Raw genomic sequence first — 25512 nt, 5'->3', positions numbered from 1 at the left:
CTGGCTTTGTCTTCCACCCACCGCCGCTGGTACCTGGTTGACCTGCGCCACCCGGCGACCTCGAAAGATGCGCAATCGCTGGAGATACAAACATGGCCGCGCTTGATTTCTTGTCCCTGCCGAGCAGCTTGGCTTGGGCGGTCGCCGCCTGCGCCCTGAGTGCAGCTGCAGCTGGCTCTGTCGGGTATGGACTCGGAGATCGCCAGGCCACTGCTGCAGGAGCGGCAGACCTGGCCGACCTGAAGCGAGAGCACGCAGAGCGGGCGTTGGCCAGCGGGCAGCGGAACCTAGACGACCTCTTGAGCGAGATGCGCCGCGCCAACGACGCGGAAGCCCAGCTCTTGGCGGCTAAGACCCAACACCAAACCGAGCTGGAGCAGCTCCAGGAGCGAATCCCCAATGTCACGACCGTCTACCTGCCAGCGCCTGCGGCAAAGCCTGTGGCCATTCCTCGTTGCGTGTTCACTGCTGGCTGGCTGCGCGACTACAACGCCGCCCTCGGTGTGCCAGCCAACACCAAAGGCACCGCTGCCGGCAACGCTGAAGCAGCGGCCAAGCCCGCCCCGGCACTGATGCCGAGCTACTGGAAAGCGGCGTCACTCCCGCAGACATCCTGGCCCACGCCCAGGACTACGGCATGTGGGCTCGCAACAACCTGGCGCAGCTCAACGCCTTGCTCGACCTTCAAGAACAAAAGGACTGACCGTGTATGGATGTAGCTGATCAAGCGCAGGACAACGACTTCACTGAGGCCGCGCTGCTGGCTCATCGCAGCGGTCTGCAACGCCGCTCGGGACCGTCCGCCTATCGCTGCGAGGAGTGCGGTGATGCGATCCCTGAAGAGCGCCGCCAGGCCGAACCTGGTACCGAGCACTGCATCGAGTGCAAGAGCTCCCTGGAACACTTGGCCAAGCGAGGGCTGCGATGAACCTGAACGAACTCAACTTCGGTTTCCAAACCGTGCAGTGGCTGATCCTGACCGTGCTTGGGATCTACACCTGGCTGACAAAACGCCAGGCCGCCAGCGGTCAAGAGCTGCTGGAGCTGCGTACACGCATCGTCGCCCTGGAAGAGCGCGTGCGCCATTTGCCCGACCAGGCTGCCATTGCCGAGCTGCTCGGCGACATGAAAGCCGTGCGGGCTGAGCTGGCAGGAATGCAGTCCATCTCCCGTGCCGTGGACCGGATCAATGACTACCTGTTACGAGAAAAACCATGACCCAATACGCCGAATTCCTGCGCCAAGACATGCGCCTTGTGATCCTGCGTTTGCTTGCTGAAATGCCTGCGTACCGGGCTAACAGTTCTGTGCTCAACGCCGCCCTGGACAACTACGGCCACAGCGTCAGCCGTGACCAGGTGAAGACCGAACTCCACTGGCTTTCCGAGCAAGGGGCTGTGGCCCTGGAGGACATCGGCCCTGTTCTGGTTGCCTGCCTCACAGAACGCGGGCAGGACATCGCAGCTGGCCGGGCCCGAGTGCCTGGCATCAAGCGTCCGGGGGCCTGAATGGCGGGTAAATCGTCAGTCAGCCGCCTGCCGCCGGTGGTCAAGGCGTACTTGCAGAAGCTGTTGCGTGAAGACCGGATGACGCTCGACGAGATGATCGAGGATCTGCGCCGCCGCTTCCCCAACGAGAAGGTGCCCAGCCGATCAGCCCTGGGGCGTTTCAAGGTTGGTTTTGAACAGCTCACCGAGAAAGCCCGCCAGCATCGCGAGCAGGCTGAAGCGTTCGTTGGTGCGCTGGGTGAAGACTCCAGCGACAAGACCGGCGCACTGCTGGTTGAGGCCATTTCAACGCTCACCTACCAGGCTGCGATGGGCGCGCATGAAAAAGACGAGGTAACCATCAAGGAGGTGGCCACCCTGGCCCGTGCGGCGAAGGCGACCATGGAAGCCCGAACCCTCAGCGTGAAAGAGCGCCAGTTTATCGAACGCGCTGCCCGCGAACGTCTCCTGCAGGAGCAGGCCGCTGAGCTGGACAAAGAGGTCCGTAGCGGTGGAATGGACGAAGAACAGGCCTTGTTCTGGCGCCAGAAATTCCTGGGCGTGAAGGTATGAGCGCCCCAGCGGTAAAACCAAGCACCAGCACCCTGCGTGTCGTTGAATGGGACGAGCTGCCGGACTCCGTTCGGTCGATCCCTCAAGGCTACAACCCCATCACCGAAGGCCTGCTGATGGCCCACCAGGCCGACTGGCTGGCTATCGACGCCCAGATCAAGCTGTGCGAGAAAGGCCGTCGTACCGGCATCACCTTTGCTGAGGCTCTGGACTCGGTGATCACCGCAGCCTCGCGCAAAAGCGCGCACGGCATGGACGTGTTCTACGTCGGCGACACCAAGGAAAAGGGGTTGGAGTTCATCGGCTACTGCGCGAAGTTCTCCCGCGTCATTGCCGAAGCCCAGGCGTCGGGTGTCAGCGAGATCGAAGAATTCTTGTTCGAAGACCAGGACGAATCAGGCAACACCCGCCAGATCAATGCCTACCGCATCCGCTATGCCTCGGGCTTCAAGATCGTTGCGCTGTCGAGCAACCCGGCCAACCTGCGTGGCCTGCAGGGCAAGGTGATCATCGACGAGGCCGCCTATCACCGGAATGTGTCTGCGGTGCTCGATGCCGCGACCGCATTGCTGATCTGGGGCGGTCGTATCGTCATCATCAGCACTCACAACGGCAAGGCCAATGCCTTCAACGGCATGATCAAGGACATCCAGGAAGGCCGCTACGGTGATGCCGCGGTGGTCTACAAAGCGACCTTTGATGACGCTGTCGCCAATGGTCTGTTTGAGCGCCGCTGCATGATGCGTGGCGAGGAGCCGACCGCCGAAGGCAAGGAAGCCTGGTACAAGAGCATCCGTAACGCATACGGCCCGCGTAAGGCGCAGATGCGGGAAGAGCTGGATGCAATCCCCCGCGACGGTAACGGCGTGTGCGTACCTGGTGTGTGGATCGAGGACGCCATGCGTCCAGATCGGCAGGTACTTCGGCTTGCCCTGGACGAGAGCTTCACCCAGCAGGCGGTCTATCGTCGTGAGGCCTACATCGATACCTGGATGGAGCCGAACCTACTGCCGTTGTTTAAGCAGCTCGACCCTGAGCTGCGCTGGTATCTCGGCATGGACTACGCCCGACACCGCGACTTCTCGGTCATCTGCCCGATGTCTGTCGATCAGCAACGCCATCGTGACGTGCCGTTCGTGATCGAGATGCATAAGGTGCCGACCCGGCAGCAGCAGCAAATCCTGTTCACCATCCTGCGCGGGCTTCCCAATTTCATCAGCGCCGCCCTGGATGCCTCGGGCAACGGCGAGACACTGGCCGAGGACACTGCAGACGAGTTCGGTCATGAGCGTATTCACCAGGTGAAGCTATCGCGTGCCTGGTACGGCGCCTGGATGCCACGCTTCGTCGGCCTGTTCGAAGACGGCACGATCACGCTGCCCAAGGATGACTCGCTGCAACAGGACATCCGTGCAATCGAAACCGTGGATGGCATCCCGATGATCGTCAAAGCCCGCCAGCAAGACCTAAAAGACCCGGAGCTGTACCGCCACGGCGACTTCGCCGGGGCTGGTGTGCTGGCCAACTTCGCCACCCTGGACAGCGCGTCTGCTCCAGTCCAAGTGAAATCCCGCCGCAGTCGTGCGGCATCTCAGATCTTCCAGGGGTACGCATGAGCAGCAAGGGCCTGTGGGTCAGTCCCACCGAGTTCGTCACCTTCGCCGAAGCCCGGCGCGACAAGAGCCTGACAGAACACATCGCCAGCCGTGGCCGCAGCTTCGATGCGCAGGCCCTGGGCATGTACCTGCCCAACCCAGATCCGATCCTCAAGGCCCAGGGCAAGGACATCAAGGTCTACCGGGACCTGCGCAGCGCCGCCCTGGTTGGCGGCAACATTCGCCGTCGCAAGTCCTCAGTGCTCGCTCTGGAGCGGGACTTGAAGCGCGGGCAAGCACCTGTCCGGGTAGAACGCTTCGTCCGTGACTGGCTGGCCGACCTTGACCTGGACCGCATTGTTCGCGAGCTGCTTGATGCCGCGCTATTCGGCTATCAGCCGGTCGAACTGATGTGGAAATCCGTGGGCTTGCACCTCATACCCGAAGACCTCCTGGGCAAACCTGCCGAGTGGTTCCTGTATGACCAGGACAACCAGCTGCGCTTCCGGGCTCGCGATGCCGGCATCCAGGGCGAGCTATGCGACCCGCAGCGATTTATCGTTGCCCGGCAAGACGCGACTTACAATAACCCGTACGGATTCGCCGACCTGTCCATGTGCTTTTGGCCGGTGGTCTTCATGAAGGGCGGGCTGAAGTTCTGGGTCCAATTCACCGAGAAATACGGCAGCCCTTGGCTGATCGGCAAGCACCCACGCGGTGCCGCGACCAAGGAAACCGATGACTTGCTCGATAGCCTGGAGCAGATGGTCCAGGACGCAGTTGCTGTGATCCCGAACGACTCCAGCGTCGAAATCAAGGAGGCCGCTGGCAAGACCGGCAGTGCCGATGTCTATCGCGAGCTGCTGATGTACTGCCGCAGCGAGATCAACGTTGCGCTGCTCGGCCAGAACCAGACCACCGAAGCAACCTCGAACCGGGCCAGCGCGATGGCCGGATTGGATGTGACAGAGGACATCCGTGATGGTGACGCCAGCATCGTCGCCGCAACGCTCAACGCCGCGATCCGGGTGGTGGTCGATCTGAACTTCGGCGAAGACGTTGATGCCCCGGTCTACGAGCTGTGGGAGCAGGAGCAGATCGACAAGACGCTGGCCGAGCGTGACAAGTCTCTGACCGAGTCGGGTGTGAAGTTCACTGCCGCATACTGGCAGAGAACCTACAACCTCCAGCCAGGCGACATCGTCGAAGTCGCCCCGGTCACCCAGCCCGAGTTTGCCGAAGCTCCAAGTGTGCGCCCGGTACTGGATCAACACGCGCTCGATCAGGCGATTGAAGGGTTGGCGGCAACGGAGTTGCAGCAGCAGGCCGAGCAGGCGTTGCTTCCTGTGATCGAGGCGCTGCAGCAGGACCGCGACGAGCCCGAAGTGCTGGGCTTGCTGGCTGAGCTGGCTCCAGACCTGGACACCAGAGGACTGCAGCAGAACCTTGCTCGATTGATGTTCATCGCTGACACCTGGGGCCGCCTGAGCGCCTCGGCAGACCTGGAGGACTGAGCATGGCCAAGCCAGTCAATCCCGTTGACCTCAAAGCGATCTTCGGCCTGGAGCCTGCTGCCGCGATAACTTACCTCAAGAGCAAAGGTTACGCGGTCACCTGGGACTGGCAGGATATGCTCGATGCTGCCCACGACCAGGCTTTCACTGTGGCCAAGGCGATGCGCCTGGACCTGCTATCTGATATCCGTGAGTCCCTGGAGCGTGCGCTGAAAGAAGGCCGGACATTGAAGCAGTTCACGACCGAGCTTCAGCCGATCCTCGAAAAGCAGGGTTGGTGGGGTAAGCAGGTGATCGTCGATGGTCAGGGCGAGGCCGAGCTGGTGCAGCTTGGTAGCCCGTACCGGCTCAAGACCATCTACCAGACCAACCTGCAAAGTGCCTACATGGCTGGTCGCAAGGCTGCCATGGAAGACGCGGCGGAATCACATCCGTACTGGCGATATGTGGCGATCATGGACGGCAAGACACGGCCAAGCCATGCAGCACTCAACGGCGTCGTATACCGCCACGATGATCCGATCTGGTCAGCAATCTACCCGCCGAACGGATTCAACTGCCGCTGCCGCGTGACGGCACTTTCTGAAGCTGCCATGAAGCGTCGCAAGCTGACGCTCGCATACAGCGCCGACACCGTCCGCCGGGAAACTGTTGAGGTTGGAGTGAACAAACGCACCGGGGAAGTCAGGACCGCTGAGGTGACCGTAGTGAGGGTTACCGGATCGGATGGCAAGGTTCGCCAGTTCCGCACTGACCCAGGATTCAACCACAGCCCAGGCGAAGGCCTGGCCGACGTACTGAAAGCGAAGGGGCTGCATGATCACGCTTGAACTCGATCACCAGAATATTCAGCGTGCGCTTTCCCAGGTCGAATGGGCAGTCGGAGAACTGGCACCGCTGATGCGCGGTATCGCAGCCGAGTTCGCCAGCATCACTGAAGAAAACCTGGAAGACGAAGGTCAATCAGGTAACGCATGGCCAACGCTATCCGATGTCACTACAGCGATCCGCGAGGCGGCAGGGACATGGCCAGGTCAGATGCTCCAGATCACCGCAGGCGGCTTGGCTGCGTCGATCACCACGCATGCCGATAGCAGCAGCGCGCTGGTGGGCAGTAACAAGGTCTATGCAGCGATGATGCATTTCGGTGGAGAGAAACAGGAGTTTCCCAATCTGTGGGGCGATATCCCTGCTCGTCCGTACCTGCCCATGGACGAGGATGGCAAGCTGCAACCCGAGGCAGAGGAGTCGATCCTGGATCTCGCCCTGGCTCACCTGGAAAAGGCTGCTCGCCGGTAGCGGCCCCTGGAGCGCTGGACCTGCTCAGCCGCTCCGGTTCATCCCGCAGCGGCCTCGCATCGCTGTTTGGTGCTTTACAGGAATTTATAAAGCCACGTCCAGACGCTGCCCGACGCTTCGTTTCTCACCTCTCACCAGATTTGGCCTGACGACACTCTTTAAACCCGATTAAAAGTCAGTCTGCCGTTGACCGGTCAGGCTGTGCGTATCGTCATCAACGCAGCGCACAGCTCATGAAACCACTGCATATTTTCAAGCCCGGCAAGCACGTCGCCATGAGCGGTGACAGCTTCAGCTTCAGCGAATCAGATCTGACGGCCACCGTCTTGGCCTACGACCCTGCTCGACATGAAGCGCCCCTGGTGATCGGTCACCCCAAGCACGACGCACCAGCAGCTGGCTGGGTTCAATCGCTCAGTGCCAGTGCCGAAGGGCTGGTCGCCACGCCCACGCAGGTTGATCCGGCGTTTGCCGAACTGGTGAGCAAGGGCAGCTTCAAGAAAATCTCCGCCTCCTTCTATCACCCGGACTCACCAAACAACCCCGTCCCCGGCGTGTACTACCTGCGCCACGTCGGTTTCCTGGGCGCACAGCCGCCTGCAGTAAAGGGCTTGCGCCCCATCGAACTGGCTGACGGTGAAGGCGGTGTCATCGAGTTCGGCGACTTCGGCCATGAAGCCAGCGCGTCCCTGTGGCGACGGCTGCGTGACTTCCTGATCGGTGATCGCGGCCTGGAGATCGCCGATCAGGTGATCCCCGACTGGCAAATCAACAGCCTCGCCGAGGCTGCGCGTGAGCATGAGCCGCGCCCGTCCTTTTCAGAACCCGTCCCACCCATCACCGAGGAATCCACCGTGAAACCCGAAGAGATCGCCGCCATGCAGGCGGAAAACGAGCGCCTCAAGGGCCAGGTCCAGCAGCATCAGGAACAGAGTCGCAAAGCCCGCCTGGATGGCATCCATCAAAGCCACATCGCCTTCGCCGAAGGACTGGTCAGCGAAGGTCGCCTGCTGCCCAAGCATGCCCCTGCGTTGATCGCAGTCCTCGACTTCGCCGAGTCCAACGACAAGCCCTTGGAGTTCGGTGAGGGCGACGAACGTCAGCCGGTCACCACTGGCCTCAAGGCGATCTTCAGCGACTTGCCCAAGCAGATCGACTTCGCCGAGAAGGCCAGCAAGGAGCGCCACGGCGGTGGCTCGGTGAAGGCCGACCTGGAGTTCGCCGAGAAGAACACTGACCCCGACCGCCTGGAGCTACACCAGCGCGCAACTGCACTGGCCGCAGAGAAGAACATCCCTTACGAGTCGGCAGTCCGCCAACTCATCTGATCCCCAGGAGCCAATATGGCCGATCGTTTGAAGCAAATCCGGATCGTCGATCCGGTCCTCACCAACCTGGCGCGCGGTTATCGCAATGCCCAGCTCATCGGCGAAGCACTGTTTCCAATTGCGCTGATGGACAAGGAAGCCGGGATCATTCCGCTGTTCGGCAAGGAAGCGTTCGAGCTGTACGACACGGAGCGCGCGATTCGAGCGCAGTCCAACATCATGAACCCGGATGATGCTGACGGACTGGACGTGGTCCTGCGCGAGCACGACATCGCTTATCCGGTTGACTACCGCGAGCAGGCCGAAGCCCTGTTCGACGCTCAGGCGCGCGCTTCGCGCCGCGTCGTCGATGTGATCGATCTCCGCCGCGAGGTTGCGTGCGCCAAGCTCGCTCAAAGCCCGAGCACCTACCTGCCCGGCGCCAAGGTGACCCTGGCCGGAAACAGCCAGTGGAGCAACGGCGGTGGTGATCCGATCCAGGATGTGGAACGCGGCAAGGAAGTGATCCGCAGCCGGATCGGCGTTCGCCCAAACACCATCACCATGGGTGCATCGACCTATGCATCGCTCAAGTTCCATCCCAAGCTGCAGGAAGCACTGGGCAGCAACGAGCGCAAGCTGATCACCGTCGAGCATCTCAAGGCGCTGTTCGGTATCAACGACATCCACATCGGTGAAGCGCTCGCCAACACCAACTCGGTGGGTGACATCTGGACCGACACCCTGCAACTGGCTTACGTCGCCAAGCCACAGGGTGGCTCCCAGACCAACTACGAAGATCCTAGCTTCGGCTACACCCTGCGTCGCAAGGGCATGCCCGAGATCGACACCTTCGATGCGTCGGGCGGCAAGCTCCACTACGTGCGCAACACCGACATCTACAAACCGGTAGTGGTCGGCGCCGATGCCGGCTACCTGATCTCCGACATTAACGGTTGAGGTGGACCATGGCTGCGAAATCCACGCCACAAGACAAAGAGCCGAGCCCGGAGATTGCCAAGGATCAGGCACCTGAAGTTCGTAAGGCCCCCGATACGCCGGCCACCGAACCGCAAGCCTCGCCCCCTGCCGAGGCCAACGGGGCGCCAGAGTCCGAGCCAGAACCCGAAACGCGCGCCTACCGCGTTACTTCCCGCAGTGATGTGCTGCTCAACGGCCAACTGTACACCCAAGGTGACGAGCTTCTGCTGACCGACGCCGTCGCACGGTCCTTGCTGAGAAACCGCTGCATCGAACCCGAGGACGACTTCAAATGAAGACCAAACAGACTGTGCTCACTACCTCATTGTTGGCCCTGGTCGATCTACCTCGTCATCGCTTCGCCGGCCTGGACGGCGGCCTGTGTGCTGCAGGCGCCAAGTCCCTGGGCGCGGTTGCAGCGGATACCGAAGAGGGTAACGCCGCTCCCGTAGATGTCCTGGGCATCTGCCTGGTTTCTTCAGGCGGCGCTATCGCGGCAGGTGCCGAAGTCGAATCGGACGCCACTGGCCGTGCCGTCGTGCACGCGGAAGGTGTCAGCAATGGCACTGCGCTGGACGCCGCGACGGCAGCGGGCGACATCATCCGCATCGTGCGCGGGATCTGATCATGCGCTACTGCACCCGCGACGATGTAGGCCGGGCGATCCCTGAACTGACACTTGTTCAGCTCTCCAATGATGACCCAGCAGCTGAGCTGCCCGACGAGCGCGTGATCGAGGATGGTGTAAGGCAGGCCGAGGAGCTGGTAGACGGTTACCTGCGCGGTCGCTACGACCTGCCGATTGATCCGGTACCAACAGTGTTGCGGGATGCAGTCGTACTACTGGCTCGGCACTGGCTCTACCAGCGCCGGCCAGAAGGCGCGATGCCGGATGCGGTCAAGGACAGTCGCAAGGACACCATCAAGCTGCTGGAAAGCATCCGTGATGGTGTCGTCACCCTGGGCATGCCCACCGGTCAAGCAGCACCTGAGCCAGGCGAAATTCGTGTCCGCTCCCGTCGTCAGCAGTTTAGCGATGATGTTTGGAGGGGCTACTGATGATGCCGAAGACCCAGACCACGGTACTGCAGGACGCCTTGCTGACTCGCCTGCAGGAGCACTTCGCTCGGGAACTGTCCGTTGAGTTGTTTCCGGAAGCACCAGGACAGTACCGGCTGAACCACTCCCGTGGCGCCATCCTGGTGGCATACGGGCGCAGCAAGTTCAACAACTCCGAGGCAACCGATGCGGCCTTCCAGGAACGCCAGTTGGTCTTCCGGCTGACCCTTGTGTTCCGCCAGCTCAATGGCAAGGACGGCGTCACCAGTTACCTGGACCGCATCCGCAAGGTGCTGACCGGCTGGTATCCACCCCACTGCGACCGTGCATGCCAGCCGTTGATGGAGCAGTTCCTGGGGCACACCCAAGGCGTCTGGCAGTACGCCCTGGACATCACCACTGGCGCAACCCAGATCCAGGTCGTTGCCCCACGCAGCGATCCGCTTCTTACCCGCGCTGACTTCGAACATGAGGGTTTCCAATGAATCTCACTCGCTACCGCTACAGCGGTCCGCAGAGCGCAGCCTGCCTGCGCGTTGACGGTGGACTGCTCGACGTCCAGCTGCTACCAGGCCAGCTGGTCGGACTGCCTGCCGACCATGACTACACGAAAGTCCTGCTGGAATTGAAGCATTTGGAGCCAGATGCAGAGCCAGCAAAGGCAACCAGCCAACCCGCGAAGCCGAAGGCAGCCGCGAAGGATGAAGGAGTTCAAGCCAATGGCAGCTAATTACCTGCATGGCATCGAAACGACGGAAGTCGAACGCGGCCCTCGGGGCACGAAGGTGGTCAAGTCGGCAGTCATCGCCCTGATCGGCACCGCACCCACGGGGCCGGTCAAGACGCTGACGCTGTCGCTCAATGATATAGACGGCGCCCAGTTCGGCGGTCACCTGCCGGGCTTCAGCATCCCTGAGGCGCTGGATGGCATTTATGACTTCGGTGCTGGCACTGTCCTGGTCTACAACGTGCTCGACCCCGCCGTGCACCGGAGCAACGTCGCAGGTGCGTCGAGCACATTCGCTGACAACGACCGGCTGCAACTCGACCACGCTGCCTTGCAAGCCCTGGTCGTTAAGAGCGAGGACGGGGCGACCACCTATGACTTGGACATCGACTACAGCGCAGACATGCTGAGCGGGCTGGTCACGCGCATCAGTACCGGTGCAATTCCGCTCAATGGGAAGGTCAAGGCCGACTACACCTATGCCGACCCTACAAAGGTCACCCCGGAAGACATCATCGGTGCGGTGTCAGTGGCTGGCCAGCGCAGCGGGTTACTCGCTTTCCAGGACAGCTATAACGAGTTCGGCTTCTTCCCGAAGATCTTCATCGCACCGGGCTTCAGTACGCTCAACTCCGTGAGCGTTGAGCTGATCGTTTCGGCAACCAAAGTCGGTGGTATCGCCTACATCGACGCGCCTATCGGCACCACCGTTCAGCAAGTCATCGCCGGGCGCGGGCCATCCGGCTCGATCAATTTCAACACCAGCAGCGACCGTGTTCGCCTGTGCTACCCACATGTGAAAGTCTACGACGCGGCAAACGGCGAGCGTCTGCAGCCGTTGTCGATCCGTGCCGCTGGCCTGCGGGCGAAAGTTGATAATGACAACGGCTACTGGTGGAGCAGCTCCAACAAGGAACTCCTCGGGGTCATCGGCCTGGAGCGTCCGCTGACGGCCCGCATCGACGATGCCGGCAGCGAGGTCAACCTGCTCAACGAAAACGGCATCACCACTGTCTTCAACTCGTTCGGCACGGGCCTGCGCCTGTGGGGCAACCGCACGGCGGCCTGGCCGACCGTGACGCACATGCGCAACTTCGAAAACGTGCGGCGCACCAAGGACATCATCGACGAGTCGATCCGTTACAGCTCGCTCCAGTTCGTTGATCAGCCGATCACGGATTCCTTGATCGAGAGCATCACCGAGAGTGTCAACCAGTTTATGCGCAAGCTGATCGGTGATCAGGCGCTGATCGGTGGCGAGTGTTGGTACGACCCGGCCCGTAACCCGCAGACTGAGCTTGAACTGGGGCACGCCCTGTTCAACTACAAACTCACCGTGCCGTTGCCGTTCGAGCGGGGCACCTTTGAAACCGAAATTACCGGGGAGTACCTGGTCAACTTAGGAGCGTCCTGATGGCAGGGTTCAGCGCACACCGCATCACCAACGCCTCTCTCTACCTGGACGGCAACAGCTTTTTCGGACGTGTTGAGGAAATCGACCTTGGCACGGTCAAGGCCGTGATGAGCGACTTCCAGGGGCTGGGCATGGTCGGCCTGATCGAGCTGCCGGATGGGATCGACAAGCTCGAAGGCAAGATCGTCTGGAACAGCCTGTACTACGACGCGGCCAAGCGCTTCGCAACGCCGTTCAAGACTGTCCAGTTGCAGCTCCGGTCGAACGTACAGGTCTTCAACAGCGCCGGCCTGGTGGACGAGATGCCACTGGTCACGCTGATGACCGTCATGTTCAAGGAATACCAACTGGGCACGTACAAGCCACGCGACCCGACGAAATTCGAGTCGCCGTTTTCGGCGATCTACGTCCGGCAGATGCTCAACGGCAGCGAGGTGGTGTTGCTGGATTACCTGGCCAACATCTTCAAGGTCGGAGGTGAGGATCAGTTGGCCAGGTATCGGAAGAATATTGGGCAGGCTTGATTCGCTCAAAGAACCAAAGCCCCGCCATTGTGCGGGGCGTGTTTTTCCGGTACTCATATGGCCTAAGATGATGCCGCGTTGGCTACATCAAGTGCAGGGAGCATGTAATGATGACTAGACTCATGAGGGACACGATTAGTGTTCAGAAGCAAGATGGCAACAAAATTGTAGCGATCAAAGCAAGCGTTCAACCTGGGAAAATTTTTGCTGCGACTACTGCGTTGATTAATGTCGGAGACTTGATTGAGCGGCGAATGTCGAATGGCGGTGCGGAGACTTATGAGGTCATTGATCCGGTGTTTTATGAAAAAGGACATCAGATACCAGCGCACTATCAGATAGTGGTGAAAAAACTAGGGGTACCGGAAGCAGCAGCGAGAATCCAGAGCATCACGTACAACATAAGCGGGCACAACGCGCGCGTTAATCAAGACTCAGTCGATAACTCCTCCAACAATGTGACCATCGGTGCTGACCTACAGCAGTACGTGGAAGCTCTCAGGCAGACGGTGGCTACTCTCGACAGTGTCCAACGTGAAGAGGCCACTGACCTTGTAGATGCTCTTGAACAAAACCTAACGTCCGCGAAACCGAGCAAGAAGGTTATCTCAACCCTGCTTGACTCGTTATCACACATCGCCAACATCGGTACGATTGCCACTTCAATCTTGGCACTGATTTAAATCAGCCCCGCCACTGCGGGGCTTTCTCTTTAAACCCGATTAAAAGTCGGCACCTAGTCCAGGTGCGATGCTCAAGGCTCATTCAGAGCAACTGATCAGATTGATCAGCCTTGGAGCATCAGATGGCCGACTCACTCAACATCCCTCTCAAGTTCCCCTTCGACACTGCCGCCGGCACCCGTATCGAATCGCTGCCGATCAAGCGGCTCAAGCGCAAAGACTTGGCCGCAGCACACAACTTTTCACCGAAAGACGAAGCCGCCCAGGAAGACTTTCTGTTCGCAAAGATGACCGGCCTGACTGTTGAAGACCTGGGCGAACTCGACATCGCCGATTCCCGGGTCGTCAGTGATGTATTTCGGGAAATGGCTGGCGGCGGAGACATCGCTGTTGTCCTGGGACGAAGCGCTGCTCCTGGTGCTCAGGATGCAACCGTCGGAAATCCGCAAGCTGACAATGGATGACTATTGGCGCTGGTGCGAGGTGTGCGAGCGGGAGATCAACCGCCGCGTTGAGGCCGCCGAGCAACTGAGGCAATAAGCGTGACCAGCCCAGCGATCAGCCCGGCCAGCAAGGCACCACCCGCCGCAATGGGGGTGGCTGCCATGGCCAGCAACGGCAGGCCGAGACAGAACATCAGCACCGCCAGCCAGAACGGCAGGTTCACCAGGCACAGCCAGGCGAGCCAGATCACACCGGCGCCGATGGCGAGTGCATAAAGGGTGTTGGCGGTGATCAAGGCGACTTTTTCGAACATTTCAGCAGCGTAGCAAACTATGGCCAATGAAGTCCTGGTTGGATTGAAAATCGGCGCTGCCGTATCGGGCAGCCTGCATGCCGCGTTCGGTACAGCCAAGTCCACGGTACAGCAGCTTGGCCGGGCCACCGATGGCTTGACTGCCAAACACAAGACCTTGGGTGCAGAGTTGTCTGCCGCTTTGGCAAGTGGCGGTGCCGGCTTGGGTCGAATGCGCCGCCAATACGACCAGATCGGGCGAAGCATCGATCAGCTCAAGCTTAAGCAGGAACGCCTCAACACCAGCATCGCGCGCGGCGAAACACTAAAGAACGCTCGCGCGGACCTGCGTGGCCAGGCAATGGAGACAGTCGGAACCGCAGCAGTCATGGGAGCGCCAATAATCCAGTCGATGCGTACGGCCATGGATTTCAAGGACCAGACCAACGACATCGCAATCACGGGTGGCTTTGACGGAGCGGAAGAGGAGCGTCTGAGCAATGTCATGCGCGGTGCTGCCTTGAGGTGGAACCAGACTCAGACCGAAGTCGCTAAAGGTGCAGCCGTGCTCATCGCCGGGGTATATCGGACGCGAAAGAGCTAGCGGACTATTCACCTCTAATGGCCAAGTTCGCGACTGCAACGCGAGCCAGCATGGATGATCTAGGTTCGGTGGCTATTGCCCTGAATGACAACCTTGGCATCAGCGCTGCAGGGTTTGAGCGGTCTATGAACATGCTGGCTTCGGCGGGCAAGAGCGGGCAATTCGAACTGGCGGACATGGCCAGATGGCTACCTCAGTTGACCCCCAGTTCGCGGCTCTAGGCATTACAGGCGAGCGAGCGGTCGCCGAGATCGGGGCTTCTCTACAAATCGCCCGACGCGGCGCGGGTACCAACGACGAAGCTGCGAATAACTTCAAGAACTTCCTCTCAAAGCTAACGGCCAAGGACACGCTCAAGTCGTTTGAAGGCGCTGGTATAGACCTTCAGAAATCCATGGGCAGCCTAGTCGGCAAAGGCCTTACGCCCGTCCAAGCGATGCTGGAAATCATCACCCAGTACGTCGGGACCAAAGGGCCGAAGGCAGCAGGCGAGTTTCAGAAAGCGATGGAAATAAAGGACGCCGCCGAGCGGGAAACGGCTCTCAAACGCCTGAATGAGGCATACAAATTGGGCGAGCTGTTTGCTGATATGCAGGTGCTGTCCTTTGTACGACCTGCGTTGGCAAACCGAAAGGATCTCGCTGGAATTCAGCAGACTAGTATTGATGACGCTGATAAGGGCGTTGGTGATGCCGATTGGAAAAAGCGGATGGAGAGTCCCAAAGAGCAACTGAAGCAGCTTGGGGTCAACCTGTCTGATATAGGCATTTCCATCGGTAGTGCATTGATTCCGGCCCTGGTGGATGTCACCCAGGCAGTGGTTCCGGTGATGCAATCCTTCTCCGCCTGGGCCAGCGAGAATCCAGGCATCATTAAGGGTGTCGTGGGGCTGGTCGCCGGCTTGCTTGCCGGCAAGCTGGCTTTCATAGGCCTGGCCTACGGCGTGAACCTGATGCTGTCGCCTTTCGTTGCCATGCGCACTACCATCACCAGCCTCTCCGCTAAATGGACCCTCATGCGGGCCATATGGCAAATGGGCAAGTTTGCTCCAGCGATCAACGGGCTCAGGCGCGTGGGCTCAGGCATCGGCGCAGTATTGCGCGTCAGCGGACTGTTTCTGCGCGGAATAGCGATGGCATTCGGCGCGCCGTTGATGATGGCTGCCCGAGGCGTACTCGCCCTGGGCAAAGTCCTGGGCGGTACCTTGTTGTTCGGTCTTAAGCTGGCCGGCCAGGCCGTTCTCTGGCTTGGGCGGGCCCTGTTAATGAATCCAATTGGTCTGGCGATCACCGGAATCGCGGTTGGTGCCTACCTGATCTACCGCTATTGGGAGCCGATCAAAGGATTCTTCAGCGGGCTGTGGACGGAGATCAAAGCCGGGTTCAACGGCGGCCTAGCGGGCATCGCCGGCCTGATCGTCAACTTCTCGCCCATGGGACTGTTCTACCGGGCATTCAGCGGGGTCATGAGTTACTTCGGAATTGAGCTGCCGGCGAAGTTCAGCGAATTCGGCGGCATGATCATCACGGGCCTTGTGAACGGCATCGGCAACGCCCTCAGTGCAGCGAAAGAGTCGATTGTCGGTGTTGGCACTTCGATAAAGGGCTGGTTCACCGAGACGCTCGGCATCCAGTCGCCGAGTCGAGTCTTCATTGGCTACGGGGCGAACATCAGCGAAGGTGCAGCCATTGGTATCACTGGGCAAGCGGGGCTTGTTCGCCAAGCTACCCTTGGCCTGTCTGGGATGACGGCGGTTGATCTGTCGGCACCTAGACTTGGCCAGCCTGCAGCACCATCCCCAGTACCCACACCGCCTTCTCCTGATCGTGTGTCAATCGCTAGCCGTATGGGTGCTCCTGGGGCGGCGTCTCCCGCACAGGGCGAAAGCGGCATGGTCGTTCACTATTCACCGAAGATCGAACTGCCCCCCGGGGCGAAATCCCAGGAGATCCAGCAGGCGCTAAAGGGTGGCTACGACGAGTTCGTGCGCTTTATGGAGCGCTTCCAGCATGACCGGCGTCGTCGCAGCTACGGCCCGGATAGCGGAGGGTTCGCCTGATGTTCGCGATCCTGGGTGATATCGAGTTCAACGTTACCGGCGGTATCGTCGGAATGGAGCTGCGTAGTGCTGCCGACTGGGCCGAGCATGCGCGAATCAAAGGCAAGCCGCTCCTGGAGTGGATTGGCGACGGCCTGGACGAGATCAATCTGAGCATTGAGCTAAGGGCACAGCTTGGTGATCCAGAGGCGCGCTGGCGAGCACTGCGCGAGGCAAAGACGAAGCATCAGCCGCTGGCGCTGGTGCTGGGCAATGGGGACTACCTGGGGCCTCAGGTAATCGCAGAGCTGAATCTGGTCCACCGTCGTATGTCTCCCACTGGCCAGCTCGCTGTCGCGGCTCTGCAACTGAGCCTGCGCGAGTACACCGGCACCTTCGTCCGCAAGGTGCTTCCGACACCCGGCCTGATCAATCCCGCAGTCAGTGGTACGCCTGCCGCTGCAGCTGGCTCACCAGGTCTGCTGTCCAAGTTCATGCCATCGCCGAGCACCACGCAGACGGTGATCAGTCATGCCAAGACTGCCGCGAACGTCCTGCAGGCTGGCAAGAGCCTCTATGACCAGGTGAAGGCCGGCAACGCCTCGATGATCCTGGGACAGGTTCCTCAGTTGCTCGGCGTCACTGCCCGAGCGATTGAGCCCCTGCAGGGGCTCGCCGGCGCTGCGGGGCTTCTTACTGACGGCGCGGACCTGGCGAAGCTGGGTGATGACGTACTGGGGAATGTCATGGGTGCCCGGTCCAGCCTGAACGCCGTGGACTTGGGGAACATCGTCGAGCGCTTTTCGGCATCGAGAGATTCCCTCGACCAGGCACTGACCACCATGGACGGCGCCCGCACCCGACTTGCCGGCCTGGCCGCACAAGTCATCACCAGGAAGGCCTGATCGCATGTACATCCAACACATCACGACCGAGGGAGAACGCTGGGACTCATTGGCATGGCACTACTACGGTGATGCCCACCGCTACCAGCCGATTGTCCAGGCAAACCCGCACGTTCCGCTCGATGCCGCCCTGCCTGCCGGCCTGACCCTGGCCATTCCACTGCTTGAACAACAAGCGACAACCGAGGACCTGCCCCCATGGATGCGTTGACACCGAACCAGGTGCCGGAGGCTCGCTTCGTACTGAGCTACATGCACCGCAACATCACTCATGACATCAGCCAGCACATGCTGACACTGACATATTCAGACTTTCTGACGGGCCAGGCCGATAGCCTCGACATTGAACTGGAGGATGTAGAGGGGAAGTGGATCGACGCTTGGTATCCAGGGCACGGCGACATGCTGACCCTGTCAATGGGGTGGCAAGGCAGACCGCTGCGGGTCCTGGGCAACTTCGAGATCGACGAAGTGGAGCTGAGCGCACCGCCTTCGACAGTCAACATCCGGGCCTTGGGCGCGGGCATCCAGTCCGCGCTGCGCACAACTGAGCACCGCGCTTACGAAAACATGACGCTCGAAGCGGTGGCCAAGCAAATTGCCTCTCGCCAGGGATTGGAACTGGTGGGACGTGTCGAGCCGATCAAGCTCGACAGGCTCACCCAGCAAGAGTCCGACCTGGAGTTCCTACGCAATCTCGCCGGCGAATATGACTATGCGTTCAAGGTCACCGGCAAGCGCATGGTGTTCCACTCGATCAGTGATCTGGCCAAGGGCAAGCCGGTGGCCAGCTTTGCTCTGACCGATCTGGGGACTGTGCGGGTGCGGGACCAGATCACCGTCGTGCCTCAGAAGGTCGCGGTCAAGCACAAGGACCCGGCCAAGAAGAAGCTGATTGCCTATGACATCGTCAATGGTGAAACAGTGGCGGTGCCCAGCAGCTCCAGCAAAGCCACAACCAGCGCTGATACCAAGAAGCAACGTAAGCGTGCGGCATCTGAGGAGGTAGCCAAGGCCAAGGCTAAGGCAGACCTTGCGCGCGCAAACCGGGAGCGTACAACCGGTACCTGGACAACGAAGGGGCGACCTGACCTGGTCAGCGGCAATCTCGTGACGCTGATCGCTGCCGGCAAGCTCGGCGGCGATTACCTGATCACTGCTGCTCATCATCGAATTACCCGTAGCGGTGGTTATACGGTTGACCAGGAGACGTGCCGAGTGGGTGCCGCGTCGATCTCGTTGAACAAGGACAGCATCAAGCCGGACCTGGCGCTATCCAGTTATGGTCCGCAGCGTGAGGTAGTGGCCTGATGGGTGTTGAGCTTGAATACGGCGAAGTCAGCGCCGTGGACTACATGACGTGCCGTATCCGTGTGCGTCTGGATGACAGGGATGGGGTCGAGAGCTACTGGCTCAATGTGCCGCAGCGGAATTCGCAAGGGACCAAGCGGCGCCCACTGATGCCAGAGATAGGGGAGCAGGTGGCTGTGCTGCTCGATGCTGATGGCGTGGGTGGTGTTTGCCTAGGCGGGATCTACTCGACCGCTGAACCGCCGCCCGTAGTTGACCAAGATACCGACTACGTACGATACAGCGATGGGACGGTTGTCAGCTACAACCGGGCTCTAAGCGTCATGACCGTAGAATGCGTAGGGGACACCTTACTCAAATGCGTCCGAGGTCTTGTAGTCGAGTCCACTCAGTCCGTTGTCATCAAGGCCCCAGTAGCAACGCTGGAGATTCCATTGGTCACTGTCAAAGGAAATCTGCGAGTTACAGGAGATATTCATGCAGACGGCGCAATCATGGACACTACGGGTAATTCCAGTAATCACAAGCATTAGGAGTGCTACTGGATCAGCTTTGCCATTTTTTCCAGATCGTTGGCGACATATCTCCAGCCGAAATCATTGACCGCGTTCTCGTAGGAGCGCTGTAGACCATTCGTGTCGGGTTTATAGTCTTTCAGCCTGCTCCGTAGCTCGTCTCGAAGAATAATCGCATCCGTTTTGAACTCTCTGTCATACGCTGCCATTTTCTCAGAGTGTGACTGCCACGACCTTTGCCCATGGTGTTTAAATCGTCTGGTCAATTCCTCCCTATCGCTACCAGCCAGGAGCATATCTTGTTCCCTGTAGGCCATCTCGGTCAGTTCCATTCGCTGATGCTGGTCTAGGAAGTCTTTCAAGCGTTTCACGAAATCCAAGGTCTTTTGCCGCAGCTCAGGAGGCTTGGCGGTCGCAAACTCGCGAGCTTTTTCAGCGTTTCGTAGGGCTTCCTCTTTGTAAGTTTCAGCTTGCTCATGCTTGAGCTCGATTCTTCCCTTGAGTGATGCAATGACCGAGGCATAGAACCACTTTGCCGCCGCATAGCCCAACGCAAAGCACATTACACCGAAGACGGTAAACACGTACGGAGCCTGTGAGATCACGCTCCATTCATCCTTGAAAAGCTTGGGTATCCGGAATTTCTGGTTGATAAAATGCCAAAGATGTAAAGAAGAAAATCTTTCTCAGCGGATTATCTGATTGATCCTCTTCAGCCTACTCTACTGCCAATTTTCTGTTTCCACCTTCGCCTGAGTCTTCATAGCGATGCTGACTAGGGAGGACAGCGAGAGCTGGGCAAGCGTCAAAGCGGTTCTGGTTCATGCGCAATCCGGACACCTGCACAACATTCCTCTTGTAAGAAACCGATCAAATTCTCTAGGTGCCCATACTCGGGTATACAGACAATCGTGCGGCTATGTTTCTCCTGCCGGATCAGCCCTACCTTGGCCATGCGCGCAAGGTGATGTGATAGCGTCGAAGCAGGAATACCCAGCCCCTTCTGGATATCTCCGACCGAAGCCCCATCATGGCCAGCTTTGACCAGAAAGCGGAACACGGACAGTCGGTGACTATTCCCTAGCTCAGCTAAGCTGGCTGCAACCTTTTCGTGATCCATAGCACGCCCCAATAATTCGATGTTTCTAGAATTATAGTTGACAGGTCGGATAAACGCAAGTAGGCTGCGTACATCATTTCGACAATACTAGAAATATAGGAGTAATATTGAATGTCATCTCAACTCCAAGACGCTCTAGGCATGTTCGCCTTTCTCGCTATCGAGCTATCGGTTTTATTCATTGGCATTAGCTTGCTGGTCGGAGTTCTTCAACGTCACATCCCACCATCCAAGGTGGAAGCGTTACTGACTTCCAGTGGGAAGCGAGGCTATTTTCTTGCTGCTGGTTTAGGAGCTATAACGCCCTTCTGTAGTTGCTCGACTATCCCCATGTTGAAAGGGTTGATTCGGGCACGGGCCGGTTTTGGGCCGATGATGGTGTTTCTTTTCTCATCTCCGTTGCTGAATCCTATCGTCGTCGGCCTGCTGGTTGCCACGTTTGGATGGACACTTACTGCTATCTATGTGCTCGCCGCTTTGGTGGTCGCGGTAGGTGCCGGATGGCTGCTTCACACGCTTGGCTTCGAGCGTTATGTGCGCCGGACGGCGACACAAGAGAGCAGTGGATGTAGTTCATCAGCAAGCCCGTGCAGTGCTACATCGACCGCATCGAGTTGCGGCACCAACAGCTGCGACACCACTCCGAAGACGGCTTCTTGCGGGGCTGATAGGAAGACAACAGTCTCTACGTCTAGCGAATGCTGTGACAGTCAACCCACTGTCACGGTTAAGAAAGAAGGGAAGTACAGTGGTGTGTGGCGGGAAGCTTGGTCGGACTTTATCGATGTGTTGCCTTACCTGCTCATCGGTATTGCGATTGGCAGCGTGATCTATGGTTTCATGCCCACTGACTTATTGGAGCAGTATGCAGGCCCAGATAATCCCTTTGCCATTCCAGTTGCCGCTGTCATCGGCGTGCCGTTGTATATTCGCGCTGAAGCCGTCATACCTCTGGCAGCGGCTCTGATGGCCAAAGGCGTGGGTGCCGGGACGGTGCTAGCGTTGATCATCGGCAGTGCCGGAGCCAGCCTGACTGAGCTCATTCTGTTGCGCTCTTTGTTCACGCTGAAGCTTTTAGCGGCGTTTTTAGCAGTCATTTTTGCTATGGCGATGATTGCCGGTTACGCCACCTACCTGTTTTTCTGATCAAGGCGGGAGATGATTAATTCGTTAAGCCTTCCTGGGTACCAGTTGGTGGATTCTGATGAGCAGAATGAAGACATACATTTTCGGCTTGAAGCACCTACACCAGTAGCCTGCGAGGGGTGCGGCGTGCAGGGTGAGTTCGTGCGGTTCGGCAAGCGTGACGTTCCCTATCGTGATCTGCCCATCCACGGCAAGCGGGTCACTCTCTGGGTGGTCCGCCGCCGATACACCTGCCGGGCCTGCAAGACAACATTCAGGCCCCAGCTACCGGAGATGGTGGACGGATTCCGTATGACACTGCGGCTGCATGAGTACGTGGAGAAGGAATCCTTCAACCACCCCTACACCTTTGTGGCGGCACAGACCGGCCTGGACGAGAAGACGGTGCGCGACATCTTCAACGCCCGCGCCGAGTTCCTGGGGCGCTGGCACCGCTTCGAGACGCCCCGCATCCTGGGCATTGACGAGCTATACCTGAACAAGCGCTACCGCTGCATTCTGACCAACATTGAGGAGCGAACCCTGCTCGACCTGCTGGCCACCCGCCGCCAGGACGTGGTGACCAACTACCTGATGAAGCTGAAAGACCGGCAGAAGGTCGAGATCGTCAGCATGGACATGTGGAACCCCTACCGGGCAGCGGTCAAGGCTGTGCTGCCCCAGGCCCGTATCGTGGTCGATAAGTTCCATGTGGTGCGCATGGCCAACGATGCCCTAGAGAGAGTGCGCAAGGGCCTCAGAAAGGAGCTGAAACCGTCCCAGAGCCGGACTCTCAAGGGAGACCGGAAAATCCTGCTGAAACGCGCTCACGAAGTCTCAGACCGGGAGCGCCTCATCATGGAGACCTGGACAGGCGCGTTCCCGCAACTGCTGGCCGCCTACGAGCACAAGGAGCGCTTCTACGGCATCTGGGACGCCACCACACGGCTCCAGGCAGAAGCCGCCCTGGACGAGTGGATAGCCACCATCCCGAAGGGCCAAAAGGAAGTCTGGAGCGATCTGGTCAGGGCAGTGGGAAACTGGCGCGAAGAGACCATGACCTACTTCGAGACGGACATGCCCGTCACCAACGCTTACACGGAGTCCATCAACCGACTGGCCAAGGACAAGAACCGTGAAGGGCGCGGTTACTCCTTCGAGGTGATGCGGGCACGAATGCTCTACACCACGAAGCACAAGAAGAAGGCACCGACTGCGAAGGTCTCTCCTTTCTACAAGAAAACCATCGGTTACGGACTGCCGGACTTCGCAGAGGAACTCAACTACGGAGTCGATCTATCAACCATCTGATAATGGTATCAGGTTGGTGGGGTAAAGGTGCCCCATCAACCATTAAATCCGTATACCCAAAAGCTTGAGCAATTCCATAGTGACCTCGCTGGGCGGCAGACATCTCTGATATTGACGTTCCGCCGCAATGGAAACAAGCCGTCAGCCTGTTTGAACTCGATTAAAAGCTACTTCATGAGCTGTACTGCAGCATGAGGTCATGACCACGACCTCCTATCTACCCATTACCGCTAGCCATTGGCAACCCGCCCTAGGGAGTTCCGGCGAGGTGGTCCAGGGGCTGCGTGACATTGATCAAGCTATCCGCATTATCTTGGCAACCCCCAAGGGCAGTGACCCCCACCGCCCGGAGTTCGGCAGCGATCTGCACCTTTATATCGACTGGCCAAGCCATCAGGTCACCCCGTATCTGGTGCGCGAAACCATCGAAGCCATCCGCCGCTGGGAAACCCGCGTGTCCGTAGTGCGTGTAGACGTCCAGTTGGACGCCGAGCGTATTACTCTGCGTGCGGTCTGGTGCGTTGCAGATGGTGTCACCCAGATCACCGAGGTGCCCTATGCGCGAGCTACCTAAGCCCGAATTCGTCAAGATCGATCCGGCAGGTGTAGAGGCTGATCTGATCGCCCGCTACGAAGCGAAGTCTGGCAAGACCCTATACCCCGCACAGATCGAGCGCCTGTTCATCGATCTGATCGCGTACACGCGCTCGCGGCTGGACATGGCAATTCAGAATGCCGGCGAACAGCTCCTGGTACGGTTTTCCACTGGTCCGATTCTGGACTACCTCGGCGAACTGGTGGCCACGCCCAGGCTGCTGGCAAAACCGGCCACGTGCCTACTGCGCTTCAGCATGCCGTCCGCCCGCTCTCTCGCGCTGCTGATCCCGGCAGGCACGCGAGTCAGCACTCAGGACGGAAAGCTGACATTCGTCACGGACTATGACGTCCAGATCATCCCAGGACAGACCCAGATCACAGTGAGCGCTACCTGCGTTACGGCGGGCACTCTGGGTAACGGCTGGGCGCCAGGTCAGATCATCGTTATCAGCAACAGCCCGTTGCCAACGCTCGTTGCGACGAATGTAAATGAGACTGCCGAGGGTGCCGAGGATGAAGGCGACGACCGCTATCGAGAACGGATCATTCTAGCGCCTGAGGCCTTCAGCAACGCCGGCAGCCGGGGGGCCTACCGTTATCACGCCTTGGCGGTACATCAGTCGATCATCGACGTTGCGGTACATGGCCCTGACGAGGGGCAACTGGACGGCCATGTTGCACTTTTTATTCTGACCAGCACCGGTCTGCCGTCCGAGTCGATCCTAAATGAGGTCAAGGTCCGGTTAAGCGCGGAAAAGGTCCGCCCTTTGTGTGACACCGTACATGCCCTTGCTTGCACTGAAGTCACCTACACCATCAAAGCCCGGTTGACCTTCTATGCCACCGCCGAGCAGTCCGACACGCTGTCCGCTGCCCAGCAGGCTGCCGAGGCCTATGCCGCCGAGCGGCGAGGCAAACTCGGCCTCGACCTGGTGCGCGAACAGTTGACCGCCGCCCTGCAGGTGACTGGCGTATACCGCGCCGATCTGGAGTTACCTGTCGCGATGCGCGAGCTGAAGAGTAATGAGTGGGCCAATTGCACCGCCATTGAGCTGATACCCGAAGGAGTCGCGTATGGCTAAACAGCAGCTACCGCCTGCGCTGACCGGTGACGAGCGTTTCGCATGGTTGCATGAGCTTCTCGACGAGAGCCTGTTTGAGGCTGATCTCGGCGTCATGCTTGTTTACCTGATTGACCTGGTTAAACCGAAGTTGCTGCCGTTTCTAGCTGACCAGTTCTCCATGCTTGATGAGGCTGCCTGGTTACTTGCGGAGTCTTCTGGTGCCAGGCGCGACCTCATCAAAAATGCAGCGGCGCTACACCGTTTCAAAGGTACACCGTGGGCTATTCGAGAAGTGATCCGGCTATTGGGGTTCGGTGAAGTCGGCCTGCAGGAAGGCTTGAGCAATAAGACTCACGATGGGGCGATCTATCGCGACGGTGAGTATGTGCATGGTGACCCGACAGCGTGGGCTCGCTATCGCGTATTCCTTGAGCGTCCCATCACGAATGACCAGGCGGCGTTGGTACGCAGACTACTCCTTTCAGTCGCCCCCGCTCGCTGCCGCCTTGTTTCCCTCGATTACACGACAGTCGCCATCCGTCACAACGGGGTCGCTCGTCGTGACGGCCAATATAACCATGGGAGCAGCTAATGGCAGCGTTACCTGAAAAAGATGAGTGGTCCCCCGAAATTTATCAGATCGAGACCTCTGACCCTGTGTTGGGCGGGCCAGACGGTATCGATAACTTGCAGGCTAAACAGCTTTCGAACCGCACCCGGTGGCTGCGTGATCAACTTCAGAAGATCGCAGCCGGCGTCATCAGTGTCGGAAAAGCAACGCAGCTGACCACGGCCAGAACCCTTAGGATCAAAGGCGCAGCAACGGGCAGTGCCACCTTTGATGGCAGCGCAGATGCGGAAATCAATCTGGCGCTGGCTGTTGACCCTCTGCCGATTACCGGGGGACGTTGCGTGGCAACCTGTATCTTGATCCGGGCTGGAGTGTTGCTGTTACTCCAGGTAACTCCGAAAGCTGGGCTGCAGGAGTTCACGTAGCCGATCCCGATGGGACCGTGTTTGCGA

34 protein-coding genes and 1 pseudogene are annotated in these 25512 nt (G+C 59.2%); 32 read left to right on the top strand and 3 right to left on the bottom strand.

What is annotated here, in order from left to right; genetic code table 11:
• The first annotated feature begins 92 nt into the window (after positions 1 to 92).
• The 20 genes from CSV86_RS09565 to CSV86_RS09470 all read left to right on the top strand — a co-directional run bounded on the left by CSV86_RS09565 (position 93) and on the right by CSV86_RS09470 (position 13627).
• Positions 93 to 719 carry a DUF4055 domain-containing protein gene (locus CSV86_RS09565; RefSeq protein WP_240160406.1) on the top strand — a complete coding sequence of 209 codons (627 nt, stop codon included), beginning with the start codon at positions 93 to 95 and terminating at the stop codon, positions 717 to 719.
• Positions 710 to 928: a TraR/DksA C4-type zinc finger protein gene (locus CSV86_RS09560; RefSeq protein WP_009405508.1), complete on the top strand. Its 219-nt coding sequence runs from the start codon at positions 710 to 712 to the stop codon at positions 926 to 928. Before CSV86_RS09565 ends, CSV86_RS09560 begins: the two co-directional genes overlap by 10 nt.
• Positions 925 to 1218, top strand: coding sequence for a DUF2730 family protein (locus CSV86_RS09555; protein WP_009405510.1), 294 nt, complete (start codon positions 925 to 927; stop codon positions 1216 to 1218). Before CSV86_RS09560 ends, CSV86_RS09555 begins: the two co-directional genes overlap by 4 nt.
• A complete protein-coding gene (locus CSV86_RS09550) occupies positions 1215 to 1508 on the top strand; it encodes a VpaChn25_0724 family phage protein (RefSeq protein WP_009405512.1) in 294 nt (97 codons plus the stop codon). The genes CSV86_RS09555 and CSV86_RS09550 overlap by 4 nt, the downstream gene beginning before the upstream one ends.
• Positions 1509 to 2060 (top strand): phage protein Gp27 family protein, encoded by a 552-nt coding sequence (locus CSV86_RS09545; RefSeq protein ID WP_009405514.1) that lies wholly within the window; start codon positions 1509 to 1511, stop codon positions 2058 to 2060. It abuts the gene before it with no gap.
• Complete coding sequence (locus CSV86_RS09540; RefSeq protein ID WP_009405516.1) at positions 2057 to 3676, top strand: hypothetical protein; 1620 nt, start codon at positions 2057 to 2059, stop codon at positions 3674 to 3676. The genes CSV86_RS09545 and CSV86_RS09540 overlap by 4 nt, the downstream gene beginning before the upstream one ends.
• Positions 3673 to 5169 carry a DUF935 domain-containing protein gene (locus CSV86_RS09535; protein ID WP_009405518.1) on the top strand — a complete coding sequence of 499 codons (1497 nt, stop codon included), beginning with the start codon at positions 3673 to 3675 and terminating at the stop codon, positions 5167 to 5169. The genes CSV86_RS09540 and CSV86_RS09535 overlap by 4 nt, the downstream gene beginning before the upstream one ends.
• Before the next feature lie 2 nt (positions 5170 to 5171).
• Positions 5172 to 5999 carry a phage head morphogenesis protein gene (locus CSV86_RS09530; RefSeq protein ID WP_170394536.1) on the top strand — a complete coding sequence of 276 codons (828 nt, stop codon included), beginning with the start codon at positions 5172 to 5174 and terminating at the stop codon, positions 5997 to 5999.
• A complete protein-coding gene (locus CSV86_RS09525) occupies positions 5986 to 6468 on the top strand; it encodes a phage virion morphogenesis protein (RefSeq protein ID WP_009405522.1) in 483 nt (160 codons plus the stop codon). The genes CSV86_RS09530 and CSV86_RS09525 overlap by 14 nt, the downstream gene beginning before the upstream one ends.
• A gap of 233 nt (positions 6469 to 6701) precedes the next feature.
• A complete protein-coding gene (locus CSV86_RS09520) occupies positions 6702 to 7796 on the top strand; it encodes a hypothetical protein (RefSeq protein ID WP_009405524.1) in 1095 nt (364 codons plus the stop codon).
• 15 nt (positions 7797 to 7811) lie between these two features.
• Positions 7812 to 8735: a major capsid protein gene (locus CSV86_RS09515; RefSeq protein WP_009405526.1), complete on the top strand. Its 924-nt coding sequence runs from the start codon at positions 7812 to 7814 to the stop codon at positions 8733 to 8735.
• A gap of 8 nt (positions 8736 to 8743) precedes the next feature.
• Positions 8744 to 9052: a hypothetical protein gene (locus CSV86_RS09510; RefSeq protein WP_009405528.1), complete on the top strand. Its 309-nt coding sequence runs from the start codon at positions 8744 to 8746 to the stop codon at positions 9050 to 9052.
• A complete protein-coding gene (locus tag CSV86_RS09505; protein WP_009405530.1) occupies positions 9049 to 9381 on the top strand; it encodes a DUF2190 family protein in 333 nt (110 codons plus the stop codon). The genes CSV86_RS09510 and CSV86_RS09505 overlap by 4 nt, the downstream gene beginning before the upstream one ends.
• Positions 9382 to 9383: 2 nt before the next feature.
• Complete coding sequence (locus CSV86_RS09500; protein ID WP_009405533.1) at positions 9384 to 9815, top strand: gp436 family protein; 432 nt, start codon at positions 9384 to 9386, stop codon at positions 9813 to 9815.
• Positions 9815 to 10300, top strand: coding sequence for a Gp37 family protein (locus CSV86_RS09495; protein ID WP_009405535.1), 486 nt, complete (start codon positions 9815 to 9817; stop codon positions 10298 to 10300). The genes CSV86_RS09500 and CSV86_RS09495 overlap by 1 nt, the downstream gene beginning before the upstream one ends.
• Positions 10297 to 10545: a hypothetical protein gene (locus tag CSV86_RS09490; RefSeq protein WP_009405537.1), complete on the top strand. Its 249-nt coding sequence runs from the start codon at positions 10297 to 10299 to the stop codon at positions 10543 to 10545. Before CSV86_RS09495 ends, CSV86_RS09490 begins: the two co-directional genes overlap by 4 nt.
• On the top strand, positions 10535 to 11956 hold the full coding sequence (locus CSV86_RS09485; RefSeq protein ID WP_009405539.1) for a phage tail sheath subtilisin-like domain-containing protein: 1422 nt from the start codon (positions 10535 to 10537) through the stop codon (positions 11954 to 11956). The genes CSV86_RS09490 and CSV86_RS09485 overlap by 11 nt, the downstream gene beginning before the upstream one ends.
• On the top strand, positions 11956 to 12480 hold the full coding sequence (locus CSV86_RS09480) for a phage major tail tube protein (protein ID WP_009405541.1): 525 nt from the start codon (positions 11956 to 11958) through the stop codon (positions 12478 to 12480). Before CSV86_RS09485 ends, CSV86_RS09480 begins: the two co-directional genes overlap by 1 nt.
• A 107-nt stretch (positions 12481 to 12587) precedes the next feature.
• Entirely contained in the window at positions 12588 to 13163 is a 576-nt protein-coding gene (locus CSV86_RS09475; protein ID WP_009405543.1) for a hypothetical protein, read from the top strand.
• Positions 13164 to 13285: 122 nt separating this feature from the next.
• A complete protein-coding gene (locus CSV86_RS09470) occupies positions 13286 to 13627 on the top strand; it encodes a phage tail assembly protein (RefSeq protein WP_009405544.1) in 342 nt (113 codons plus the stop codon).
• A 35-nt stretch (positions 13628 to 13662) separates the two neighbouring features.
• Here the strand turns inward: CSV86_RS09470 and CSV86_RS09465 are convergent, their stop codons facing one another.
• On the bottom strand, positions 13663 to 13902 hold the full coding sequence (locus tag CSV86_RS09465) for a hypothetical protein (RefSeq protein WP_240160404.1): 240 nt from the start codon (positions 13900 to 13902) through the stop codon (positions 13663 to 13665).
• A 37-nt stretch (positions 13903 to 13939) separates the two neighbouring features.
• On the opposite strand from CSV86_RS09465, the gene CSV86_RS31845 reads away from it, so the two are divergent.
• From CSV86_RS31845 to CSV86_RS09440, 6 genes and pseudogenes are all read left to right on the top strand, one after another.
• A complete protein-coding gene (locus tag CSV86_RS31845; protein ID WP_240160403.1) occupies positions 13940 to 14503 on the top strand; it encodes a phage tail tape measure protein in 564 nt (187 codons plus the stop codon).
• A 17-nt stretch (positions 14504 to 14520) separates the two neighbouring features.
• Positions 14521 to 16562, top strand: a pseudogene (locus tag CSV86_RS09460) (phage tail tape measure protein).
• Positions 16562 to 17446, top strand: a complete 885-nt coding sequence (locus tag CSV86_RS09455) for a phage tail protein (RefSeq protein WP_009405551.1) — start codon at positions 16562 to 16564, stop codon at positions 17444 to 17446. The pseudogene CSV86_RS09460 and the gene CSV86_RS09455 overlap by 1 nt, the downstream one beginning before the upstream one ends.
• A 4-nt stretch (positions 17447 to 17450) precedes the next feature.
• The gene (locus CSV86_RS09450; protein ID WP_009405553.1) at positions 17451 to 17657 is read left to right on the top strand and encodes a tail protein X; all 207 of its coding nucleotides are present in this window, start codon (positions 17451 to 17453) and stop codon (positions 17655 to 17657) included.
• Positions 17645 to 18757, top strand: a complete 1113-nt coding sequence (locus CSV86_RS09445; RefSeq protein ID WP_009405555.1) for a phage late control D family protein — start codon at positions 17645 to 17647, stop codon at positions 18755 to 18757. The genes CSV86_RS09450 and CSV86_RS09445 overlap by 13 nt, the downstream gene beginning before the upstream one ends.
• Positions 18757 to 19290: a phage baseplate assembly protein V gene (locus CSV86_RS09440; protein WP_009405557.1), complete on the top strand. Its 534-nt coding sequence runs from the start codon at positions 18757 to 18759 to the stop codon at positions 19288 to 19290. Before CSV86_RS09445 ends, CSV86_RS09440 begins: the two co-directional genes overlap by 1 nt.
• Positions 19291 to 19295: 5 nt before the next feature.
• On the opposite strand, the gene CSV86_RS09435 is transcribed toward CSV86_RS09440, so the two are convergent.
• Together CSV86_RS09435 and CSV86_RS09430 are read right to left on the bottom strand one after the other, a co-directional pair.
• Positions 19296 to 19856, bottom strand: a complete 561-nt coding sequence (locus tag CSV86_RS09435) for a hypothetical protein (RefSeq protein WP_170394533.1) — start codon at positions 19854 to 19856, stop codon at positions 19296 to 19298.
• Positions 19857 to 20077: 221 nt separating this feature from the next.
• On the bottom strand, positions 20078 to 20392 hold the full coding sequence (locus tag CSV86_RS09430; RefSeq protein WP_000349485.1) for an ArsR/SmtB family transcription factor: 315 nt from the start codon (positions 20390 to 20392) through the stop codon (positions 20078 to 20080).
• A gap of 141 nt (positions 20393 to 20533) precedes the next feature.
• Here CSV86_RS09430 and CSV86_RS09425 point away from each other — a divergent pair, with 141 nt between their 5' ends.
• The 6 genes from CSV86_RS09425 to CSV86_RS09400 all read left to right on the top strand — a co-directional run bounded on the left by CSV86_RS09425 (position 20534) and on the right by CSV86_RS09400 (position 25485).
• A complete protein-coding gene (locus tag CSV86_RS09425; protein WP_040363373.1) occupies positions 20534 to 21538 on the top strand; it encodes a permease in 1005 nt (334 codons plus the stop codon).
• Positions 21539 to 21550: 12 nt separating this feature from the next.
• A complete protein-coding gene (locus CSV86_RS09420; protein WP_000610830.1) occupies positions 21551 to 22828 on the top strand; it encodes an ISL3 family transposase in 1278 nt (425 codons plus the stop codon).
• 199 nt (positions 22829 to 23027) lie between these two features.
• Positions 23028 to 23402, top strand: a complete 375-nt coding sequence (locus tag CSV86_RS09415) for a GPW/gp25 family protein (RefSeq protein WP_037062368.1) — start codon at positions 23028 to 23030, stop codon at positions 23400 to 23402.
• A complete protein-coding gene (locus CSV86_RS09410; RefSeq protein ID WP_009407728.1) occupies positions 23386 to 24507 on the top strand; it encodes a baseplate assembly protein in 1122 nt (373 codons plus the stop codon). The genes CSV86_RS09415 and CSV86_RS09410 overlap by 17 nt, the downstream gene beginning before the upstream one ends.
• Positions 24500 to 25081, top strand: a complete 582-nt coding sequence (locus tag CSV86_RS09405) for a phage tail protein (protein ID WP_009407730.1) — start codon at positions 24500 to 24502, stop codon at positions 25079 to 25081. Before CSV86_RS09410 ends, CSV86_RS09405 begins: the two co-directional genes overlap by 8 nt.
• A complete protein-coding gene (locus CSV86_RS09400; protein WP_170394530.1) occupies positions 25081 to 25485 on the top strand; it encodes a hypothetical protein in 405 nt (134 codons plus the stop codon). Before CSV86_RS09405 ends, CSV86_RS09400 begins: the two co-directional genes overlap by 1 nt.
• Positions 25486 to 25512: the final 27 nt, after the last annotated feature.

The organism is Pseudomonas bharatica CSV86 (genome assembly GCF_000319305.2).
GTDB classification, from domain to species: domain Bacteria; phylum Pseudomonadota; class Gammaproteobacteria; order Pseudomonadales; family Pseudomonadaceae; genus Aquipseudomonas; species Aquipseudomonas bharatica.
The sequence above is the reverse complement of the archived record's forward strand: the minus strand, read 5'-3'. Positions and strand labels throughout refer to the sequence as shown.

Coding starts and splice junctions, on each gene's coding strand:
- CSV86_RS09565 (WP_240160406.1), top strand. CDS start 93: ATGGCCGCGCTTGATTTCTTGTCCCTGCCGAGCAGCTTGGCTTGGGCG.
- CSV86_RS09560 (WP_009405508.1), top strand. CDS start 710: ATGGATGTAGCTGATCAAGCGCAGGACAACGACTTCACTGAGGCCGCG.
- CSV86_RS09555 (WP_009405510.1), top strand. CDS start 925: ATGAACCTGAACGAACTCAACTTCGGTTTCCAAACCGTGCAGTGGCTG.
- CSV86_RS09550 (WP_009405512.1), top strand. CDS start 1,215: ATGACCCAATACGCCGAATTCCTGCGCCAAGACATGCGCCTTGTGATC.
- CSV86_RS09545 (WP_009405514.1), top strand. CDS start 1,509: ATGGCGGGTAAATCGTCAGTCAGCCGCCTGCCGCCGGTGGTCAAGGCG.
- CSV86_RS09540 (WP_009405516.1), top strand. CDS start 2,057: ATGAGCGCCCCAGCGGTAAAACCAAGCACCAGCACCCTGCGTGTCGTT.
- CSV86_RS09535 (WP_009405518.1), top strand. CDS start 3,673: ATGAGCAGCAAGGGCCTGTGGGTCAGTCCCACCGAGTTCGTCACCTTC.
- CSV86_RS09530 (WP_170394536.1), top strand. CDS start 5,172: ATGGCCAAGCCAGTCAATCCCGTTGACCTCAAAGCGATCTTCGGCCTG.
- CSV86_RS09525 (WP_009405522.1), top strand. CDS start 5,986: ATGATCACGCTTGAACTCGATCACCAGAATATTCAGCGTGCGCTTTCC.
- CSV86_RS09520 (WP_009405524.1), top strand. CDS start 6,702: ATGAAACCACTGCATATTTTCAAGCCCGGCAAGCACGTCGCCATGAGC.
- CSV86_RS09515 (WP_009405526.1), top strand. CDS start 7,812: ATGGCCGATCGTTTGAAGCAAATCCGGATCGTCGATCCGGTCCTCACC.
- CSV86_RS09510 (WP_009405528.1), top strand. CDS start 8,744: ATGGCTGCGAAATCCACGCCACAAGACAAAGAGCCGAGCCCGGAGATT.
- CSV86_RS09505 (WP_009405530.1), top strand. CDS start 9,049: ATGAAGACCAAACAGACTGTGCTCACTACCTCATTGTTGGCCCTGGTC.
- CSV86_RS09500 (WP_009405533.1), top strand. CDS start 9,384: ATGCGCTACTGCACCCGCGACGATGTAGGCCGGGCGATCCCTGAACTG.
- CSV86_RS09495 (WP_009405535.1), top strand. CDS start 9,815: ATGATGCCGAAGACCCAGACCACGGTACTGCAGGACGCCTTGCTGACT.
- CSV86_RS09490 (WP_009405537.1), top strand. CDS start 10,297: ATGAATCTCACTCGCTACCGCTACAGCGGTCCGCAGAGCGCAGCCTGC.
- CSV86_RS09485 (WP_009405539.1), top strand. CDS start 10,535: ATGGCAGCTAATTACCTGCATGGCATCGAAACGACGGAAGTCGAACGC.
- CSV86_RS09480 (WP_009405541.1), top strand. CDS start 11,956: ATGGCAGGGTTCAGCGCACACCGCATCACCAACGCCTCTCTCTACCTG.
- CSV86_RS09475 (WP_009405543.1), top strand. CDS start 12,588: ATGATGACTAGACTCATGAGGGACACGATTAGTGTTCAGAAGCAAGAT.
- CSV86_RS09470 (WP_009405544.1), top strand. CDS start 13,286: ATGGCCGACTCACTCAACATCCCTCTCAAGTTCCCCTTCGACACTGCC.
- CSV86_RS31845 (WP_240160403.1), top strand. CDS start 13,940: ATGGCCAATGAAGTCCTGGTTGGATTGAAAATCGGCGCTGCCGTATCG.
- CSV86_RS09455 (WP_009405551.1), top strand. CDS start 16,562: ATGTTCGCGATCCTGGGTGATATCGAGTTCAACGTTACCGGCGGTATC.
- CSV86_RS09450 (WP_009405553.1), top strand. CDS start 17,451: ATGTACATCCAACACATCACGACCGAGGGAGAACGCTGGGACTCATTG.
- CSV86_RS09445 (WP_009405555.1), top strand. CDS start 17,645: ATGGATGCGTTGACACCGAACCAGGTGCCGGAGGCTCGCTTCGTACTG.
- CSV86_RS09440 (WP_009405557.1), top strand. CDS start 18,757: ATGGGTGTTGAGCTTGAATACGGCGAAGTCAGCGCCGTGGACTACATG.
- CSV86_RS09430 (WP_000349485.1), bottom strand. CDS start 20,392: ATGGATCACGAAAAGGTTGCAGCCAGCTTAGCTGAGCTAGGGAATAGT.
- CSV86_RS09425 (WP_040363373.1), top strand. CDS start 20,534: ATGTTCGCCTTTCTCGCTATCGAGCTATCGGTTTTATTCATTGGCATT.
- CSV86_RS09420 (WP_000610830.1), top strand. CDS start 21,551: ATGATTAATTCGTTAAGCCTTCCTGGGTACCAGTTGGTGGATTCTGAT.
- CSV86_RS09415 (WP_037062368.1), top strand. CDS start 23,028: ATGACCACGACCTCCTATCTACCCATTACCGCTAGCCATTGGCAACCC.
- CSV86_RS09410 (WP_009407728.1), top strand. CDS start 23,386: ATGCGCGAGCTACCTAAGCCCGAATTCGTCAAGATCGATCCGGCAGGT.
- CSV86_RS09405 (WP_009407730.1), top strand. CDS start 24,500: ATGGCTAAACAGCAGCTACCGCCTGCGCTGACCGGTGACGAGCGTTTC.
- CSV86_RS09400 (WP_170394530.1), top strand. CDS start 25,081: ATGGCAGCGTTACCTGAAAAAGATGAGTGGTCCCCCGAAATTTATCAG.